The sequence below is a fragment of the Mesorhizobium sp. WSM2561 genome (assembly GCF_000513915.1).
GTDB lineage: Bacteria > Pseudomonadota > Alphaproteobacteria > Rhizobiales > Rhizobiaceae > Mesorhizobium > Mesorhizobium muleiense.
In genome coordinates, this window is the sequence record NZ_AZUX01000068.1 from 1 (window position 1) to 19,547 (window position 19,547).

Genomic DNA, 19,547 nt, shown 5'->3' on the forward strand with positions numbered 1-19,547 from the left:
CTGCGCGTCGCTAGTCAAAGTCGCAGCCCGGCTATCGCCAGCAACGCTGCACCTCAGCGTCAACGACCCAATGGCGCCGTCTCTCGCGTCCCAGATGGTCCTGCATCGCGACGACGGGCGACTGCCCCAGACCGATCGGCGAGCCCGCTCCGGCGCCTCGGACACACTGTCGAGCGCTAAATCCCCATAGCCCCGCCCGCCATCCCGCGGTTCAGTTCAATCAGGCTTCAATGTAGTCGCGACCCGTGCGTGCACGCCCAATCGCGCCCGCGACCACACAGAACCCTCCAGATTCGATGTCCTGACCGTCTGGAGGTCGGGAGATGACGAAACCTTATTCCATGGATCTGCGCGAGCGGGCGATGGCTCGGCTTGAGGCGGGGGAGACGAGCTACGAAGTGGCTGCGACGTTGAAGGTCGCGGTTTCGAGCGTGATCAAGTGGGCGGCGCGCAAGCGCCGTTTGGGCAGCGTGGCGCCCGGCAAGATGGGCGGCCACCGGCCGTATCTGATCAGCGGCGGGCATCGGTTGTTCGTGCTGGGTGAAGTCGAACGCGACCCGAATGTGACGCTGCATGAGCTGGCGGCCGCGCTTGCCGAGCGTGGCTTGCATGTCCATCCCGCGAGTGTCGGGCGCTTCCTGCGTCGCGAGGGCAGGAGCTTCAAAAAAAACCGTTCTGCCGGCCGAGCAGCTCAGGCCGAAGCTGGCGCGCAGACGCGCGCAGTGGACCCGCTATCAGACCCGCATTGATCCAACACGCCTGGTCTTCATCGACGAGACCTGGGTCAAGACCAACATGGCACCGCTGCGTGGCTGGAGCGAGCGCGGCAAGCGACTTGTCGCCCACGCGCCCTATGGCCATTGGAAAACCATGACCTTCATCGCCGCGCTGCGGCACGATCGCGTCGAGGCGCCTTGGGTCCTCAATGGGCCCATCAATGGCGAAGCCTTCCGCCTCTACGTCGAAACCCAACTCATCAAAGCCTTGAAGCCGGGCGACATCGTCGTGCTCGACAATCTCGGCTCTCACAAGGGCGCTGCCGTCCGCGACATCGTTAGGGCCGCCGGCGCAAGGCTGTTCTTCCTGCCGCCCTACAGCCCCGATCTCAATCCGATCGAGCAGCTGTTCGCCAAGCTCAAGCACTTCATGCGCCGCGCCGCCAGACGAAGTGTCGAAGCCGTCCACAACGCCATCGCCGCAACCCTGAATGCCGTCACCCCACTGGAATGCCGAAACTACATCGAAAACGCCGGATACAAGTCAACCTAAATGCGAAAGGCTCTAGAGGATCAGGAGCTGTTAGCGCTTGATACGTACGCAGTTGATTTAAGTTGTCTGCCGAGTCGTGGCGGTTGGGAGACACTTGCCTCGCGAGGAAGTCCTGTCCACCATTCCTGGAAAATGCTGCGCAACCGACACCTTATGTCGGGTTTGTCGAGTCCGCGACACGGTGGCGTTCGGTCTGGGTTGCTGCTGCAACTCGTTAGACCTTAATAATATATAGCAAACTCTTTATTGGCTGTTCGCCTTAGTTGGCATGAATCTTGAGGCTCCTTTTCGGAAGGCGGCAGGAGCTGCCGTATCATGTAGATGACATCGCGAGCGATGGAATGACGAAAAGGAAGCCAAAGTGTCAGGCCTGCATCTGATGGATCGTGCTCGCACAAAGGGCGTCCCGACTTTGCTGTCGACGCTCCGCCCACAGGTAATCGGTGGCGTGGACGTAGACCCCTTAAAGCACCGCTTCCATTGCATCGGCCGACGCCGGCTTGGGGGCGCGTTGTCGAAAATTGACCGCGTCTCCATTGCCGCTCCCGGGAGAGGCAGACCGCCGATGGAGGCTATTTTATTTTGGGTGCATCTGTTTACGGCAACCGGAATTTCCAACCGGTCGCAGGCCGCGCCGGGAGTGGTTTAGGATCGGACAGATGAAACGATTTGGCAGGCGCAACGGGCCGGCCCTTACGAGTAAGTTGCCGATGACACCGGTGCCGCTCCTTGATTGACGCAGCGAGCCCGCAGATGAGGCCACTGGTTCTGATCTGTTCGGAGGATGCTGAGTTCTACCTGTTCCTCAGTCACATCCTGGAGGTGGACGGCTTCGCGACCGAGCTGGCCGGCGGCGTCGAGGAAACGGTCCGGCAAGCCACTGAGCGAGAGCCCCAGGCTGTCGTTCTCGACTGCCAGCCGGCCAGCGCTGTGGGGCAGGCGATCTGTGCCCGGTTGAAAGGCGAAATTCGGACCAGCGCCCGGCCCGTAGTCGCCCTAATCGCGCCCGGCGCCGAGCACCAGCACCTCGATTTGCTCAAAACCGGCATCGACGAGAGTTTCGTGCGGCCCTTCGCGCCGGCCAAGCTGCTCGCCTACCTGCGCGCGGAGCTGGGGATGGCGCCCCTTGGTTCCGATGGCGGGGAGGGCGGAGGGTCGCTGATCTTCGGCGAGCTCGAAATCCGGCCTGCCAGCCACCGGGTGCGCTGCAACGGCCATCAACTCCATCTGGGGCCGATCGAGTTCAACCTCCTGTGTCATCTGATCGAGAATCCCGGCAAGGCGTGCAGCCGAGACGAACTGATTTGCGCGGCTTGGCCCGCTAACATCCATGTCGGCCCGCGCACCGTCGACGTCCATATCAGTCGGCTCAGACGGACCCTGAAGAAGGTCTCGTCCGAGAACGTCATCCGTACCATACGCTCGGCCGGCTATGCCCTAGAGCAGGAAACCTAGGCCTGACTGCGCACCGGCAGCTATTGCTAAAGGGCAATAACTTTCGCTTTGGAGTGATAATGGCCTTCCCGACCAGGTCCACCGCATAGAGCCGATCAAGCTCTGCCGCAGTTGCGCAAGGTGCCGAATGTCCCCCGCGAAAGCGGCGGACCGGCGCGACCCACCGCAGACTCTGCCGACTTATTTCGCTGCCCCTGTGGCACAGCGGAAGCAGAAAACTGGCGGTTCGACGCGCTTCGAGCCATCTCGCTTCCAGATGCCGAGGGTATGTAAACTGAATTTGACGCAAGCCGTGCGGCGGTTGATCCTCAAGAAAAATGCGCATAGCGCCATCGAAATTGGGAACCTGCAATGCAAGGGGTTGAGACCTTCCGGAATCTCCAGAACGAGGCAACCATATGGCACCGTTACCTCCATCACAATCGTGATCTGGATCTCCGGCTACAGGACACTGCAAGGTTCGTGGCCGAGCAGCGAGCCTCATCCGGTATCGCCCACATCGTAACGGGGGTATCTGAAGTCGCCGTCGCCGCTTCGGTTGACTTAAGCGGCAAGCTGGTAGCCGAGTTCAACCGTCAGAGGGGCGGAGACGGTCGAGATCGGCCCTGCCAAACTCGAACAGAGGGATCGCTGTAACCGGGGCCAAGGTGGGGAGGGCGCGCTTCTTTATGCAGCGGCTGGCACCTCGAACCAGTGGGTTCGTCCGATCTCGTGGTATGCCGCGGTCCGGTATCGGCGTGCAACGAGGACGCGTTGATTGTTCTCCATCAAACACGTGCGGTCCACCAAGACAACTAATCGCCGCCGCTTTCCGGTCGCCACGTGGCCGCGAGTTTTGCGCGGCGTGCCCTGCCGGTGTGCCTCCCAACCGGCAGGGCAGTCTTTCAAAGCGCCGGATGGCGCTTTCGCAAATCGATGTTTGAGAAGAAGGTGATCCGCATATTGGGAAGGCAAAGGTGTCACAATTCGAGATCGTCAGCCTGTGACGCGTTTCATCAGCGCCATGGCGCCGAACGGTGCGCGGACCTTGCCCTCGGTGATGAAGTAGACGAACACATCACGCGGTTGTATTGAACTCTGGCATCTCCGCTGCGCCACCGCCCACCCCGCCAGCTTCCGGCGCGCGGCAGACGTGCTTTACAGCAAGGTGTCGATATTGAGCCGGTGCTTTCTGCCCTTGAACTTCGGGTTCACTGTCGAAGGCGACCCGGTGGGTACGGCTGACCAAGGCCCAATGAAGATCGAGCACAGGTCGCGGAATCGTGTGGCCCGTGCGTTCACAAGGCAGCCAACCGCGAAGGAGATTGGCCGCGACCACATCGGTCGTATGCGGGTCTGCTTCCGTAAGCCTGGATGATGCGCGGCAGACGGATCGAGGGGATTGCGTTCAAGACAATGATGGAGGGAATGCAATTTGTCTTTGAACATTCCTGGAACGGCTCTCTGACAGCGTCGATGAGATGGATTTCCGCGAAGCCATGGCGCGTGCAGCCGCAGCACTCGACCTCCTCACATTCGCCTATCTGTCTCTGCCGACGCGAGCATCCGGCAAGCCAAGGCTGATCTCGAATTATCCGCCTCGCTGGACCGCACATTATCTGAGCAACGGTTATCAGACGGTCGACCCGGTTATCGCGCGGGCGCAGTGTGGCGGATGTCCATTTCGCTGGGGCCTGAACACAGCCGCACCGGTCTTTCAAAATTCGAGCAGCAGCTGTTCGATGAAGCGGCCGAGTTCGGCATCCGCTGCGGCCTGACGATCCCAATCGTTGATAGGCGGGGCTGCGTTACGGCGATGACCTTTGCCGCTGCTCAGCCCAATCCGGCTTTCCTCAGCGTCGCCGAGCGCTATGAACAAGCTCTTCAGCTCATGGCGACCTGCTTTCATATTTCCGCCCTTCGGGCGTGCTATGATGCACATGATAGGCATAAGCCGTTAAGCGTTGCGCGCGACGCATTTCTCGGCTTTGTCAAACGGGCCGGCATATTGGAACACCCAGCCTCCGCGATGAAGTGGATCGCTGCCTGCCCATCAGGCAGCGGAAAGGTGCCGGTGTAGGACGTTGGAATGTGTGAACGTGCTGAACGCGCAGGTAAGTTTGCCGAAGAGACTTTCTCTCGCCGGAAGCGCGTGGCCGCCGCCTGCCGCTTGGTTCTCTATGGCCTCGACGGCTAACTTGAGGGAACCTCGCCGCGTGTGTCAGACGACATGCACAATTGACCCGTCCAGATGTAACTCGTTGGTCAAGGAATGGTGTGCAGACAATCGCCGAGACGCCATTGTTCATCAAGCAGGCGGCTGAACTATTCAGCCAGGATGAACGAAAGGAGCTGATCGACTTTTTGGCCGCCATCCGCAGGTCGGAGTCGAGAACCCTGGTACTGGCGGTGTGGGAAAAATGCGTTTCGCTGCCAAGGCCAAGGCCAAGGGCAAGGGCAAGCGCGGCGGCGCGCGTGTTATCTACTATTGGTAGCGATAACTGCCAGTGCCGGGATTACGCCCGCGTCGACATCCGAGTCGACCGATTGGGCCAGCCCTTTGTCCTGGAGATCAACTCCATGCCGGGGCTCGGTATGACCAGTCCTTATCCCCTGTCCGCAACGACCGGCGGACAGCTTCTCGAGCTTGGTCAATCGCATTCTTGATGTCGTCCACAAGCGGTATTTCGGACTCGGCATCCCCAACGCCGAACGCGCGTCGAGCCGGCGCCCAACTTAGGGTATCTCAGCAGTCAGCCGCAACTGTAAGCCAACAGGTCTTGAAGCTGGCTTTTTTAGGGGCGGCGAGATCGGCGCCTCCTTGAGGACCTCGACCTCCATGGTCTTGCGACCAAGCATGCGCTCCAGATCGCGCACGCGTTTGTCGAGCTCCCGCACACGGGCTGCGCCAACCACATCGTCATCGGCCTGAACCGCTGTCGCGCCGCCTTCGAGCATGCGCCGCTTCCAGGCAAAGAGCTGGCTGGGCGAAATGCCCGCCCGGCGTGCCGCATAGGACACCGCCATGCCGGGCTGCATGGCCTCCTCGACGAGGCGGACCTTCTCGGCTGTCGTCCAGCGCCGCCGGCGCCGCACCGAGGTGATCACTTCAACACGCGGCGGATGGGAGAACGGATCGGAAGTCATAGTCATAGTCATAATCACAGGCGTATGCCTGTGCCTTATCGCTATGCTGCCTGTCCGGTCAAAACGGGGTGCGCTCCACTCCGCCGCAAGACTGTGATAACATTTGGAGCGACTGTGGGTCGAAATACCTTAAGTAGTAGGAGTTTCAAGATTGCGCTAATTATGACTGATTTTCTGTATTCGAGGAGAGGGACTTGGGAACTTGGGGCCGTGGCCTCGCCGCTGCGCTGGTTTTAATTCTTGCAACGTCCTCCCGCGGCGCACAGGCCGAACCAATCGTCATCGGCGTAATCGGCGATCAAACAGGGGCAAGCGATATTGACGCCTCCTATGCGGTCCTGCAACGAGGTGTCGAAACGCTGAACAACGCGGACTCGCTGCCCGATGTCGTGCTGCACGTTGGTGATTTGATTGAAAGCACACAGACGGTTGAGGAGATCGAGAGGCGCTTCGCTCAGGCGACATCAATCCTCGGTACCCTGAAGATGCCCTGGTATCTCACGCCCGGTGATCATGATGTCAATCCACCTAGTTTCGTGCAAAACTCGACTGACAGATCGCGCGAGCAGCTATTCCAGCAATTGTACGTGAAGATCAATCCTGGAATCGTTGGCAGGCTCTACTACTCCTTCGACATCAAGAATTGGCATGTAGTAGCGCTCGACAGCCTCGAGCACCTGCACACCGACCCAAGGTGGGGGAATGTATTCTACGCCCGGGTCAGCGACGAGCAATATGAATGGCTGGAAAAGGACCTTAAAGCAAACACGCCCGGTAAGGATGGCGTGATCGTCTTTACTCACCAGCCGCTTTGGTACAATTGGACCGGATGGCAGCGCGTCCACTCTCTGCTCGCGCGGTATCGCGTTAGTGCAGTTGTCGCCGGTCACACGCACTACAATCAGCAAGATTCGAAATTGGACGGAATACAGTACTGGGTAGTTGGGTCGACCGGCGGAGACACCAAGCATGGCAGTTCGAATGCAGGTGAACTCCATCACGTGACTCTTATTTCGGTCGCAAAGGACGATGTTACTTTTGCAATGGTCCCGCTAGCACCATTTGTGCAAACGACTTGGACGGACAAGGAAGTCATGGATCAGGTGCAGGCGCTGTCGATCATAATGGGAAACATATACAACGTGGATCGAGCCTCCGCCGCCTTTCTTCAGAATGGCAGGCTCACCGGAAGCTGCGACGCAGATTCGCCCGCCACAATTGCTCTGCCCGAAATCGGTAACGCCATCGCCAGACCTGTGAGCGCGTCCATTGCTTTTTCTTCGCCAACAATAGAAGTCGTCTCGAGCTTGTTCGGCGACCAAATGTGCGAGTTACAGCCCGATCCGTTCACCTGCCTCCTAGAGCCATCCGCGGGTGTGGCTGTTGCCAACAACTCGGTCGTGGAAGTCTCGAAATACCCTCCCGCCGCGGCTCTTTGGACCGCAATGATCGGGCCTAGAAGCGGCCGATCGGTCCAGGTCGGGGATCCAATTTCCGTTGAATTGAAATGAGCTTCAGCGAGGGCAACCAGACTTACTCGTTGACAACAGTCGGCAAGACCACGGTAAAGGCTTGCAGTTGAAGGAACTCCGAGCGCTGCATCTCGCAGGCCTTTTCGGCGTCGTCGTCCTACCTAGGCGCCCGCGCCTGATGGCGCTCGCCGGGTGCTCGTGAACCGAGCCCGCTTTTCTTCGGCAGGCTCAGGCGGTCTCGGCCATTCGGCTTCGCACCTGGCGCGGGGCAGCCTCTCGGCTGCCGAGGCAGCGTCGGAGCCGGTTGCGGCGAGGGTTCCGGCGAGGCCGCCGGGGTCTGGTAGCCGAGCGAGGAATGCGGCCTCGCGATGTTGAACAACACGACGAGAGAACGCCCACGGGACCGAGGAACGCGAGTTTCTTTATCCATGGCATCCCTGGGCCGGGCGTTGTGTTCACGTTCATGAGGTGATCGAGAAGGCTGACCGGGTGGTTTTCCGCTGCAGTCTCTCTGGGCACGCCCCCGATCGATGGCTGGAGGTTCCGGCCTGGATGTTTGATCGCGCGGTCTGCGCCACGTGGCGCATTGCCGCTGCCCCACATGTTGATCCCAGAACGCTTGGCGTCTTGGTGACACTGCTGCAGGACGCGACGGCCAATTCCCCCACCCCATCGCAATTGGAGGATTCGGGCGCAGCATCGGGTCCTCACGACGCGAATCGGGGGGAGGTCCATGCCGCGCCAGCCCACGACATATCAGTTCGATCTGTTCCGGCTGTCTCGCTCGCAAACATGATCCGCCTCCCGGCAACGTGGTCGTCTGGCGCGGCATGATCCGCTTGCACGACATCGCCTTCGGCATCTCCATTGGATCAAGCCGACGACGTAATCGGAAGCCTCGCCGGAGGCGTACAGCGCCCGAAGGGTTTTAAGAAGGCCGGGGCTCAATGCAACCGGGCTTGTCGGCCGCGTTCGTGAGAGGCGAAGGCGGATTATGCGACGCCACGCTGACGGACGTGCGGGAGGAGTTATCAGGGCCAGGAACCGTTGCTCCTTTGCGGCATTTAAATCTGACGCAGGAGCGATCCCGATGAGCGTTATGCAGGACCTCTACCACAGCGAGATAAATCGTGGTTTTGGGATGGCGGCATCGAGGTGAAGCTCGGCGATCCCCTCAACGGCTTCGTCGCCGAGGATCGCGTGGGGCCAGGTCGAGCCCTGGCTGCGCGACAAGGCGATCGAGCACTTCCCCGACAGCCTCAGGTTCTGGCTGCTCGGCAATCTGCGGGGCGCGCTGGCCGGATGTGCGGCTGGCGGTGGCTGCGCGGCGAGAAGCGCCATTGCAGTATGGCGGCAATCCCGACGCTCGAAGAGGAGGACGCGCGGCGGCCGAATCGCGAACGGCAAACCTTGGTCGGTGAGCAGACGCGGCTCATCAACCGCATCAGGCGATTCTTGCCCGCTGCGGCATTCGCAGCTTCCGCTTAAGCCTGCAATGGTCCGCGCGCGGCAAATCGGCTTGGGAGATCGGCCTGCATTCTGGGAATTAAGCGCCGCACAGCAGCGTTTCATCTCGCCTACCTGCGCGCAGAGCTGGGGATGGCGCCGCTTGGTTCTGATGGCAGGGAGGGCGAAGGGTCGCTGATCTTAGGCGAGCTCGAAATCCGGCCTGCCAGCCGGTTCGGCCGCGTCGTGGATTTGCGTCACAGAGCCGGTCAAGGTCAACCGCAGTAGCGCAAACTGCCGAATGTTTGCCGCCAAGGCCGCAGAACGGCGCGACCAATCTCCGACGTTGCTCTTACGACGGCTAACTCATCGCACCGATGCCGCGACAATCTGGTAGTGGCCTCTCACCTCGGCAGTACTGACCTCATTTATGCCGGCCACCATCGCACCGTGAGTCGCGCGCGCCCTGCGGCTCCGCATTTCGCTCTCCCAAGCTCACCGTGCCCACGCTGAGCGCGCTTACCTTCAGGCCCTCGAGCAGTTTATGATGTCGCATCGGCCATCTCGTATTGGCCGTCAGTGCGTCAAGGCATGAGGCGTCGACGTAGCAGTGCCGATGACAGGAAGAACGGCAACACTGTGTAAATGCACAGTGCGCCGATATGCAGGCCGACGCTGACGGCCGGGCGACCAAGCATCGCCGGGCGAATAAGCTCGATCGAATGTGCAAGCGGCAGAAAGCCGCCCACCTGCTGAAAAACGCCAGGCATCCGGCCCACCGGGAAGACAGCCCCGGACAGGAAAAGCATCGGTGTGATGACCAGCGTCTGGTAAAAAATGACGTAGTCGTAACTGGGCGCAAGCGCCGTCACCACCATCGCCAGGCTCGCGAAAGCGAGGCCAGTAAGAGCAATGACAGGCAGTGCATAGAGAGCGGATGGCCATGCCACATAGCCCAGCATTGTGGCCACAATCATGATTCCGGTGCCGGCTAGAAAGGCCTTCGTGGCTGCCCACGCCAATTCACCCAGCACGATGTCGCCGAGCGTGAGCTGTGTGTACAGGATTCCTTCCCACGTCCGCTGCATGCGGCCGAAAGTTGCATAGATCGTTTCGAAAGTGGAGGAGGTCATTGCGCTCGCGGCGACCATGCCCGCTGTTAAAAACGCAATGTAGGACGTGCCCTCAACGCGCCCCACCATTATTCCAAGGCCGAAGCCGAGCCCGAACAGGGAGATCATAGGGTCGGCCAGGTTGCCGATAAGCGAGGCAAGCGCGACTTTCTTCCACGCTAGATAGTTTCGGCGCCATACAGCAATCCAATTCCACGCATTGGCTGGCATAGCCGCCGCATAACGTTCGCCTATCATCATTTCTCCATCTCGCGTCCGGTCAGCCGCAAAAAAACGTCTTCCAGATTCGGCGGCCGCTGAAGCAGACGCAAACCCGCGCGCCCGTGCAACCGCACACGCACCTGCTCCGGATCGGGTGCATAGCAGAAGAGCGTCTCGCCGCTCACCTCGCTGCGCTCGACGTATGGCTTGATTATCGCGCTCAGCTCATGCGGATCACCGCCGTATATCTCGAGTACTTGGCACCCGATCTGCTCTTCGATCAGTGCGTGTGGGCGACCCTCTGCGATAATGCGCCCTGCCTCCAGGACGCACAGTCGGTTGCATAGCCGCTCGGCCTCCTCCATGAAGTGGGTGGTCAAAATGATCGTCTTGCCCAGCGCCAGGAGCTTGCGCAGCCTTTCCCAGATCAGGTGGCGCGCGTGCGGATCAAGGCCTGTGGTCGGCTCGTCCATGACAAGCAGCTGTGGGTCGTTGATCAGTGCACGCGCCAGCGTCAGGCGGCGCTTCATGCCACCGGACAATGCACCGACGCGGGCATCGGCTTTGCTCTCGAGGCGAGCGAACTCGAGCAGAGACGGTATCACCGCTTTGACCGCGCGCGTGCTCATGCCGAAGTAGCGCCCGAACACCAACAGGTTCTCACGTACGGTGAACTCAAGGTCAAGGTTGTCGAACTGCGGGACGACCCCGATGCGCCCGCGTGCCAGGCGAGCGCGTGCTGGTACTGGCATGCCGAGCACCGTGATCTTACCGGCGTCAGGCGGTGTCATGCCGAGGAGCATTCGCGTGATTGTGCTTTTGCCCGCGCCGTTCGGGCCCAGAAGGCCGAAGCATTCTCCCGCCGCAACGGTGAACGACAGCCCGTTCACAACCAACTTGTTTCCATATGACTTGCACACGCCGTCAAGGTCGATGGCTAGCGTGGACATGCGCTCGCCTCCCCCTGCGGAAAGCTGTCGACCAGCGCCACGTCCCTTGGCGAAAACTGCGAAGACTCGAGGGGAGAGAGGAGGGGCACGCCGCTGATGACCGAGATCGGCGAATTGGCCTCACCGTGCCAGCACTCGCTCCCGCGCTTATCACCACGCCTTGCATCCTGACCGCTCCCCGCCACGGCGGTTCCACTCGTCCCAAGATCCCCGGCGATCTGATTGGGCAGACCCCCGTCTTGCCTCTCCTGTTCAAAGTGACAGAAGAGGCATCCGTCCTCCTCGACATGGCCAATCGCCCCGTCACGCGTCAGCTTCATGCCGTCCATGCGCATAGTGCCTCCGTTTGACGCACGCACGCTAGTCAGCCTTCACAGAGAGGTCGTCACTGCTTGCAGTCAGATGCCGTTTCGCTTCCTGTGTGTCTGGTCGTGAACCGGTTGTGGAGCTCCGCTCCGTCCTCCACATTAGATAAAGCATGGCTAAATAGTACCCGACCTGAGTGAGCACGGCGCAGAGAACCGTCTGACCGAACGAACCGGTCAAGTAATAGGTCGCCGCGGCGAAGGCCGCTGATGCACCGATCACGTGTATCAAGAAATATGATGCTTCCATTCGGCTCTCCTAGTCTCCCGCTTTCGTCGGCCGGAATTCGATCCACCCCGAATCGAACTTCGAAACCGGAGCACGCTGTCTTTGTTGATTATTCACATCTGCACCTGCTGACGGTCGGCCTGGTCTTATGGGGCATGCTGTTGCGGTGTCCGCGCCGGCGGCGTGCCCCAGCACCGACCAGTGGCATCGCGCGCTGAACGAAAGCCAAATGCCGCCCGACCCGAGCATAGTCGCCAGCTTTCGGATAGCCGCGCGCATATCGGCCTTGACCGCGGCGGCCGTATAGAATTTCCGCAGCGACGATCAGACTGAGCGGCTCCTGGCTCGAGAACATTTCAACCACTCCGACCCCTCAGGCAGATGTGTTGCGGCTCGTTCGTCGGTTCGCGCCTTCGAGGTTGTGCTCGCGGCACGACGGCGATGACCGTGAGCCTGCGGCAGTGCGGCGAATGTTCCGTTAAATGCCCCGGCCGGGCATCCGATTTGGAGCGCGTTTGTAGTAGGCCACTGGGAAAGCGACAGCCCGGCGCTTGCGCGTGAGACTCCCGCTCCAACGGCTTGCTGTCCAGTCGCCATGAATCGTCCGTGGCCAATTCTAGCGACCAGTGGCGACTGTCGTGCTCTGTCAAGACGTGTCCCCAATATCAGATAGGCAATCACTCTTGGCTGCCGATGCCGGATGAGGTCACCGTCGAGAACTCTCTCAAAAGAGTGGGCCTGCGCGATGGCGCCGCAGTATCCGGCAGGTCCGTGGCTCTCGAACCAACATCGTGGTTTGTGATCGCGACGCCTTTGCCACCGCCGCTTGGAACCGTGGCAGCAGAGTCTCGCGACAACCAATCGCTGTTGCTCAATGTGCAAAGCGCATACGCCTTCAACGGAAGCAGAAGAAAGAGATTGATTGGAGTGTGTAAACAAAACCCCAAAAACCGCAGTTCGCGAGCACGAAACGCTGCCACGCTGCAGCGGATCATGGTCATGGCCGCAATCATGATGCCTGTCCACCAAGGCACTGTGCCAGTCAGCGCCAGGTGCGCGATCCCTGTTGACACCGAAACGGCGAGGAGCAGCGGCCCGACGTTTTGTCCGACGACGTCCAACGTGAGATAGGGATCAAGGCTGGGTAGCAGGCGCAGCGAAAGCAACGTGTCTCTGAAGGTGCTTCGCGCCCATCGCAGTTGTTGGCGCAAGTATGGCCGCAGCCGATCCGGCACGACCGTTGCCGCGATCGCGTCCGGAATGTATTCGGTCCGATGGCCCGCCTTCAGCATGAGGATCGTGAGATGGCGGTCCTCACCGAAGTCGCTTAGCTTCCCACGAAACAGCTGCGTTTCGTACTGAGCAAGAACCTTCAGGAGCGCCGACCGGCGGTACATGGCACATGGGCCACAGCAGCACATGACCGCACCGAAACGAGCCTGTGCCGCGCGCTCCTCGTTGCAAGCAAGCCAGTATTCCATGTCGATCAACCGGGTCAGCCAATTCTCGTTCCTGTTGCTGGCTATCAACTGACCCATGGCCGCGCCGATCTGTGGATTTCGCATCTTCAGCGCGAGCTTCGTCACGACGTCGGGAGCGAGCGTCGTGTCGGAGTCGACGTTGAGCACCAAGTCTCCGGACGAGCGGCGTATCGCCGCGATCTGCGCCTTGCGCTTTCCAACATTCTGCGGGAGGAGAATGAAGTTAAACCTCGGGTCAAGCGCATAGAGGTCGTGAACAGGTCCCACGGCAACGCGATTTGCAGATCCGTCATCAACCACATAGACCCGCAGTTCTCCGGCGTAGTCTTGGTCCGCAATTGAGGCTAGGCAGGCCGAGAGCGTGCCCGGGCCCTCATTGTAGCAGGGGATGATGACATCCACACTCGGCAGAAGCTGCGAGCCGGCCGGGCCATCCGAGGTCGATGGGAGATCGGCCGGCGAAGCGTAAACCGTCTGCATGCTTTTATACGCAGCCGAGAGCAGCGCGTAGGTCGAGACAGCACCAGTGCTGATTGCGTCAAGCAGGTTCATGGGATTCCACTTCGTTCAGTTGTGTCGGGAGGGAGCGGATTGCCAATCCCCGCTCATGCAGCTCTGGAATGAGACGAGACAGAGCCGTCAGCGTCTGGTCCCGCAGACCGGCCTGAGCGTCCGGTCTGAACTCGCTGGGAGGACAGCCGTCGTGCAAGAGCACGATCGCGCCCGGCCGGACAGAGCCACTTACTGTATCGACAATCGCGTCGACGCCAGGACGAGACCAGTCTCGAGGGTCGATCGACCAGTGGACCGGCGTCAGGCCAGCGCGCACACAAGTCGTGAGTGCTTGTTCCGTCCAGATGCCATACGGAACGCGCATATGCGCCACTGAGGCTTGGGGGCAGGCAATCCGAATGACCCTGTTTGCCTCAAGTATTTCATAGTGTATCTGGCTAGGTCGGCATTCGGAAAAGTCGGGATGCGTCATTGTGTGATTAGCGACCCTGTGCCCTTCTGCAATCATTCGTTGGATGAGTTTGGGCTGGTCTGCCGCATACGCCCCGATGACGAAGAAAGTTGCCGACGCCTGGTTTTCCGCCAGCAGATCGAGGACGTCCGGTGTGCAAACCGGATTAGGACCGTCGTCAAACGTCAAATAAACTGCGCGCCGGCCAGTGCCGTCGGCACATTCACCACGGACTTCGGATATGCAGTTGAGGGCTCTCACAGCTCTGGTCCGTTCCGATCAATTATCGTGCCGGACGGCCATTCGGACATCGGCTGTGCAATCGGGAGAACAATGACGACTACGTCCTCCGTGCGGGTTGGCGGTTTGTCCAGACGCGCACATGGAAGGGTCGATCTCACGCGGATCCCAGCCATGATCGTCGCCAGACCGTGTCGGCTGAACCTTGCAATATGATGCTGCAGCGCGGGTCGAACCGCCCCGAAGGCGAATGGGATCTTGAGCTCCTGCAGTACTGGATGCATGACCCGGACTGAATGGCCAATCCAGAGTCCCTCAAGATCCGGACGTACCCCATAGAGACCGAGCTCACCCACCAGTACATCGACGTCGCCAATCCTGATGAACCGGCGCAGCAGGCCGAGGTGAGCCGCCACCCCCTTCGAGTCGTAGCCGATGGCACGCAGCTCGGGCCTCGCGCCGCCCCAGCTTTGGCTGCCTTCGAATGGTTTTGCGTTGAAACTCCCGGTCTGCCCATAGATCTTGCGAAAGAACGCGGCAAGTTCCACATGGTCGTCAAGATCTAGTTCATTTTCCCAGCACAGTCTCCAGCGCAGTTGAGAGCGCGTAGAACAACTCGCTACTTCTTTCTGTTTTGTTGAGACATGCATCGTGATCCGATCCTAAAACAATTCGAAAGTCATTAACCAAAGTCTCGGCAGCTGATGTGGAAGTCTGATCGGTTCGGCCGGCGGGTCTCTAATCTAAGCTTCGAGTTCTTTAATGCAGCATTTGCTAAAATAGGTGAAATCGATTGTTTTAATGGATGTCATCCAGGTCATGGATGGCAGCGGCGCGGGCCAAGCGGCATCGCGCGTCACGACCAGAAGTGCCGGACGCAAGATGCGTGCCAATCCGTTCAAACGTAGCAAATGGCACCGTTTTCTGGTTTTTCGGTCGCCATCGATCAGCCGTTTTGTGCGTATTTCCGCACTTGCCAGCTCCCGTCTGGCGGAATTCCGCACTGTCGTGGTCCGTTGGCTGGTTAGAAGCGGAAAACGCGCTGCCGCTCTGCACGGAAAGGAGAGAATCCCGGCGTGCATGGCTCGCGAGTTCCGAGGCTCATCTCTCTTTCGAGCACGAGATCTGAAGCTTGCGGGTGTTTGGCTTCCCCATGCTGTCTAGGTGGCAACCATGTCGTTGCATCGGAACAGGAAACCCGCAACAGCCGTATCCGATTGGCGCTATGCGTCAGGCTCTGCTGGCGGGAAGCGCGTCGTTTGAGCGCGGCAGCGGTATCGGAGGGCCGAAGCGCTGGGACCCTCCAGGAAATCCCAAATCGCTGCTAAACCCCCTGCGGGTTCCCTTGAGAGCTTCCTCCTCAACCGCATCCTGGTGGAGACGCGAAAGCGTGCATGACCCGATTGTGGAATCATCAGCGGTGTGGAAGTAAGCCTCCCAGCAGGCTTAGACAGTCTGACGCAGGGGCCGAACTGAACTTCAGCCATAGTGGGGTTTGTATGGCCTGTGTCAGTGACCGCAGCGGTGTCAATGTGTTTCTGCCAAAAAGACGATGCCCTTAGGCGGCCAAGGGCGAGCTCAGCAAAAAGCCCAGATGACCGTGAAACTCAGCTTCGTGGTCTTGCAATCAACGCGCGCCGCCTTTTTTGTAACTTCGGTTGGGGTGGTGCAGAGGCATGGTCGAGGATGTCGCGATCGCTGCCTAGAAGGCGATCCTTATCGGACGAATTCGTGTCGTAGGTGTTGAGCAACTCACCGTTGCTCAACACGTTCCGATCCTCGTACAGCATTCTTCCAGGTAAGGCGCGCCTGTCTTCGCCTTCGCAGGACTACAAATCGCCCAAAGGCCGGAGTGGGACGGCACATTGCATATCCTTCGATGACTGGTGACGACAGCAGGGGATCTGGAGCAGGGCGTGATCACCGTTGCAATTGAATGCGAGCTCATCGGCGTGCAATCAGACTGGGCAGCGCTGACAGCAAGGTTTGTAAGGACCCGCGTGAGCGCCCGGTCTCAACCCGCTCGGGGTGCTAGGCTGCGGGTGACGTTCCGTAACGCTGGTAAATGGCTTGAATTCCATCGAGGACCTCGCGTGAAAGGTTGACGTCCACACTGGCGATGTTGTGTTTCAGTTGCAGCACGGAGGTAGCGCCCACGAGGGTACTTGCGACGAATGGCCGGTTGGTGACGAATGCCAACGCGCCATGCACCGGGTCAATGCCATGTTCTCGAAAAAGCGTGGTGTAGGCTAGGGCCGCCTGCTCTGCCCTTTCGTTGCTGTAGCGAAAGAACCGTTTGAACAGGTCGAGCCGAGAGCCTGCTGGCCGCTGCCCTCCCATATACTTGCCAGTCAACGTACCCATGGCCAGCGGCGAATAGGCTAGAAGGCCGACCCGCTCGCGCTGAACCATTTCCGCTAGGCCGTTCTCGAAGTCGACGTTGAGCAGATTGTACGGATTTTGTATGCTTATCACGCGGGCCAAACCGTGTAGTTCCGCTTGATGGAGGAATCGCGCTAGGCCCCAAGGCGTTTCGTTGCACAGTCCGATGTGGCGAACGCGACCGCTTTTGACGAGCGCGTCCAACGCTTCCAGCGTCTCCCGGATTGGCACCGTATCCTCGTCGACTTCGTACTGGTAGTCTAGTGATTGAAAGACGTTGGTGCTTCGGTCGGGCCAGTGCAGTTGGTACAGGTCAACATAGTCGGTCTGAAGCCTTTGAAGGCTGGCGTCTAAGGCCTCGAACAGATTGGCGCGCGTATAGCTGACGCGACCCTCGCGCACATAGGGCAGGTTCGCCTTGCCTGCTCGAACGGGCCCGATGGCTTTGGTCGCGAGCACGACGTCTTGCCTGCGGCCGGTGTTGTTCCTTAGCCAACTGCCTATATGGGCTTCCGAAACTCCATGTGTCTCCGCGCGCGGTGGCACAGGGTACATCTCGGCAGTATCGACCAGGTTTATGCCGGCCTCCAGAGCCGCGTCCAGCTGCGCGTGCGCCTCAGCTTCCGTGTTCTGCTCTCCCCAGCTCATAGTGCCCAGGCCGAGCGCGCTAACCTTCAGCCCGCTGGAGCCAAGTTCACGATACTGCATGCATATCTCCTTCTTCTCGTGTCGGTCGTAATTGCATCAACTCAGAGGCGCCGACGCAGCAGTGCTGATGACAGGGCGGCAACACTGGGGGGCGGCTAAGCATCGCCGGACGGATGGGCTCGATCGAAGTGCAAGGGCAAGAAGACCGTCAAGCTGAGCATCTTAGCGGCAGCTTTATCGGTTGAGCCGGTGCGATAGCTTTGCCGAAATAGCACGGCCGCAACGGAACACACGGGCTCGATTGATGCTCTGCATACGACTAAAGATCGTTCCTCTGGAGCCAGGGTTTAGACGATCATCCTCAAGGGTCTCAAATTTAGCTTAGCTTCAACTCCTTTAATGCAGCATTCTCTAAAATTGGCAAAATCGATTGTTTTGATGGCGGCTATCCAGGACATGGATGGTGAGGCGCCATTCCCTGAGCAGCATCAAGCGAGCCTGGGCAACAATGAATGGCTGTGCCAGGTCTGAAATGCGAGTGCGCGCCTTCTCGCAGGTGGCTTTCCACCGAGGCGCGGCGCCGCGCCACTGCCGAATAGCGGACGCTCGGCTCCGCCGGTACCTCGAGACCACCGTTTGCCGCTTCAAGGCCTATCAGACGGTTTCACCTACCTCAAAGAATCCCGCGTAAGAGCCGCCCGCGAAGTGGCGCCGCAACTCTTCGAAATTCTCTATGGTTTGGTCCAAGGGGCGCGCTTCCTGGCGCTTAAGGTTAGCAGTACCAGTAAGCTCAAACGCCGCAACCCCCAGGAAATCCCAAATCTTAGCCATGCACGCGGAGGGTTCGCCAAGAAGGTCCTCGTACTTGACCACATGCAAGTCGGCCGACGCGAAGGAGCGCGCGACCCGATTGTGGAATTCGTCGGCGGCCTTGAAATAAGCCTCGCAGCAGGGGATTGCTAGTTTCACGGATGGAGTCGCGTCATTGTCAGAACTGAACTTCAGCCACTTACGGGTTTGCCTCGCCTGTGTCAGCGATCGCAGCGATTCCAGTGTGTTTTTACGGACCATGAGGATAACCTTGAGGCCCGGCCAACGGGCAAGCTCACCAAAAAAGCCCGGACGCTCGTGGAGCTGGGGTTCGTTGATCTTGCAACCAACGCGTGTCACCTTCTTGTTGGTTTGGTTGGGGTAGCGCAAGTAGGCGAGTTCGAGGAGCTCGTGATCGCTGCCTGCCAAGCGGCCCTTATCGGACCAGTTCGTATCGTAAGTGTTGAGCAACTCACCGTTGCTCAGTACGTTCGGATGCTTGTTCAGCAATTCTTCCAGGTAGTGCGTGCCCGTCCTTGGCATCGCAAGGGTCACAAATGCGCCAGGCGGCGGCACGAGATGGGTCATAGCATGGATCTCCAATCAATATTGCTGATGGCAGTTCGTCTGGGGCCCAGTGAATAGACGGCGCCAGTTCGGTCAAACGGTTCAGCAAGCCCTATATGCGTTACACCTTTGGAACTGGCTTTGCAGCGAGCATCCTAGGTCCATAGGTGTTTCGAAGAACGGGAGGTCGACATGATCGGCACGTTCAGTCATTCTCCAAGAACAATCCCATTTGGAAAGCGCCTGAGGCTGCCATCACACGATCCCGCCCAGAACAGTTTGGAGCACCGCAGCTTTGCCGGTGCTGAGCCTCCAACCAGCCTAGGGGAGCTGTGTTGCAGGCATCCCGACCGGCCCGCACCGTCGTCGCTTGATGCTCGGTGTAACCTCGGGAACCAGGGCAACTGAACAGCCATGGCTATAAGGAACTTTCGCGGCGACATTTTTCTATGCAGCATTTCATAAGCCGCGTAAAATCGAACGTTTTTATGGTTCCCATCCACGCTATGGATAAATGAACACGTGCGCTTCAAAGGCCTTGATCTAAACCTCCTCGTCGCGCTNGACGCNNTNATGAANGAGCGNAANCTCACCGCTGCCGCACGCAGCATCAATCTGAGCCAGCCCGCCATGAGCGCGGCCGTCGGCCGGTTGCGCGACTTTTTCCGTGATGAGCTATTTACGATGAGGGGCCGCGAACTTGTCCCAACACCCCGTGCGGAGGGGCTTGCTCCCGCCGTCCGCGAGGCGCTGCTACACGTCCAGCTCTCCATCATTTCCTGGGACATGTTCGACCCAGCTCAATCGGA

The 19,547-nt window shown here is 59.6% G+C and carries 15 protein-coding genes and 3 pseudogenes; 7 read left to right on the forward strand and 11 right to left on the reverse strand.

What is annotated here, in order from left to right; all coding sequences use genetic code 11:
- The first annotated feature begins 323 nt into the window (after positions 1-323).
- Both M727_RS40955 and M727_RS0131155 read left to right on the forward strand, forming a co-directional pair.
- A protein-coding gene (locus M727_RS40955; RefSeq protein WP_156941708.1) for an IS630 family transposase occupies positions 324-1,269 on the forward strand; the annotation gives its coding sequence in 2 pieces (ribosomal slippage) (positions 324-662 and positions 664-1,269; 945 coding nt in all).
- Between the two features lie 753 nt (positions 1,270-2,022).
- The gene (locus M727_RS0131155) at positions 2,023-2,724 is read left to right on the forward strand and encodes a response regulator transcription factor (RefSeq protein ID WP_027155838.1); all 702 of its coding nucleotides are present in this window, start codon (positions 2,023-2,025) and stop codon (positions 2,722-2,724) included.
- 975 nt (positions 2,725-3,699) lie between these two features.
- Here M727_RS0131155 and M727_RS42050 read toward each other — a convergent pair.
- Positions 3,700-3,801, reverse strand: a pseudogene (locus M727_RS42050) (DUF72 domain-containing protein); the annotation flags it as partial.
- Positions 3,802-4,202: 401 nt separating this feature from the next.
- Here M727_RS42050 and M727_RS43480 point away from each other — a divergent pair.
- From M727_RS43480 to M727_RS0131180, 3 genes are all read left to right on the forward strand, one after another.
- Positions 4,203-4,481 (forward strand): autoinducer binding domain-containing protein, encoded by a 279-nt coding sequence (locus tag M727_RS43480; RefSeq protein ID WP_280944198.1) that lies wholly within the window; start codon positions 4,203-4,205, stop codon positions 4,479-4,481.
- The gene (locus tag M727_RS43900) at positions 4,379-4,783 is read left to right on the forward strand and encodes an autoinducer binding domain-containing protein (protein WP_051505825.1); all 405 of its coding nucleotides are present in this window, start codon (positions 4,379-4,381) and stop codon (positions 4,781-4,783) included. Before M727_RS43480 ends, M727_RS43900 begins: the two co-directional genes overlap by 103 nt.
- Positions 4,784-5,004: 221 nt before the next feature.
- Positions 5,005-5,370, forward strand: a complete 366-nt coding sequence (locus M727_RS0131180) for a hypothetical protein (RefSeq protein WP_245269074.1) — start codon at positions 5,005-5,007, stop codon at positions 5,368-5,370.
- Between the two features lie 147 nt (positions 5,371-5,517).
- Here M727_RS0131180 and M727_RS0131185 read toward each other — a convergent pair.
- A pseudogene (locus tag M727_RS0131185) lies at positions 5,518-5,862 on the reverse strand (transposase); the annotation flags it as partial.
- Between the two features lie 182 nt (positions 5,863-6,044).
- Between M727_RS0131185 and M727_RS0131190 the strand changes: the two are divergent.
- Positions 6,045-7,361, forward strand: a complete 1,317-nt coding sequence (locus M727_RS0131190) for a metallophosphoesterase (protein WP_027155844.1) — start codon at positions 6,045-6,047, stop codon at positions 7,359-7,361.
- Positions 7,362-8,432: 1,071 nt separating this feature from the next.
- Here the strand turns inward: M727_RS0131190 and M727_RS38350 are convergent.
- The 9 genes from M727_RS38350 to M727_RS0131255 form a co-directional block, all read right to left on the reverse strand.
- Positions 8,433-8,663, reverse strand: a complete 231-nt coding sequence (locus tag M727_RS38350; protein WP_036264107.1) for a hypothetical protein — start codon at positions 8,661-8,663, stop codon at positions 8,433-8,435.
- Positions 8,664-9,352: 689 nt separating this feature from the next.
- Complete coding sequence (locus M727_RS0131210; protein WP_027155846.1) at positions 9,353-10,135, reverse strand: ABC transporter permease; 783 nt, start codon at positions 10,133-10,135, stop codon at positions 9,353-9,355.
- 2 nt (positions 10,136-10,137) lie between these two features.
- On the reverse strand, positions 10,138-11,052 hold the full coding sequence (gene nodI / locus M727_RS0131215; protein WP_027155847.1) for a nodulation factor ABC transporter ATP-binding protein NodI: 915 nt from the start codon (positions 11,050-11,052) through the stop codon (positions 10,138-10,140).
- A 360-nt stretch (positions 11,053-11,412) separates the two neighbouring features.
- Positions 11,413-11,667: an exopolysaccharide production repressor protein gene (locus M727_RS43905; protein WP_051505826.1), complete on the reverse strand. Its 255-nt coding sequence runs from the start codon at positions 11,665-11,667 to the stop codon at positions 11,413-11,415.
- A 656-nt stretch (positions 11,668-12,323) separates the two neighbouring features.
- A complete protein-coding gene (nodC, locus tag M727_RS0131230; RefSeq protein ID WP_027155849.1) occupies positions 12,324-13,679 on the reverse strand; it encodes a chitooligosaccharide synthase NodC in 1,356 nt (451 codons plus the stop codon).
- Positions 13,666-14,352: a chitooligosaccharide deacetylase NodB gene (gene nodB / locus M727_RS0131235; protein WP_027155850.1), complete on the reverse strand. Its 687-nt coding sequence runs from the start codon at positions 14,350-14,352 to the stop codon at positions 13,666-13,668. Before nodB ends, nodC begins: the two co-directional genes overlap by 14 nt.
- Entirely contained in the window at positions 14,349-14,981 is a 633-nt protein-coding gene (locus tag M727_RS0131240) for a NodA family N-acyltransferase (protein WP_051505827.1), read from the reverse strand. Before M727_RS0131240 ends, nodB begins: the two co-directional genes overlap by 4 nt.
- Positions 14,982-16,362: 1,381 nt before the next feature.
- Positions 16,363-17,421, reverse strand: a complete 1,059-nt coding sequence (locus tag M727_RS0131245) for an NADP(H)-dependent aldo-keto reductase (protein ID WP_027155852.1) — start codon at positions 17,419-17,421, stop codon at positions 16,363-16,365.
- Between the two features lie 594 nt (positions 17,422-18,015).
- The gene (locus M727_RS0131255; RefSeq protein ID WP_027155853.1) at positions 18,016-18,759 is read right to left on the reverse strand and encodes a sulfotransferase; all 744 of its coding nucleotides are present in this window, start codon (positions 18,757-18,759) and stop codon (positions 18,016-18,018) included.
- Between the two features lie 501 nt (positions 18,760-19,260).
- Here M727_RS0131255 and nodD1 point away from each other — a divergent pair.
- Positions 19,261-19,547 (forward strand): annotated as a pseudogene (nodD1, locus tag M727_RS0131260) (transcriptional regulator NodD1); the annotation flags it as partial.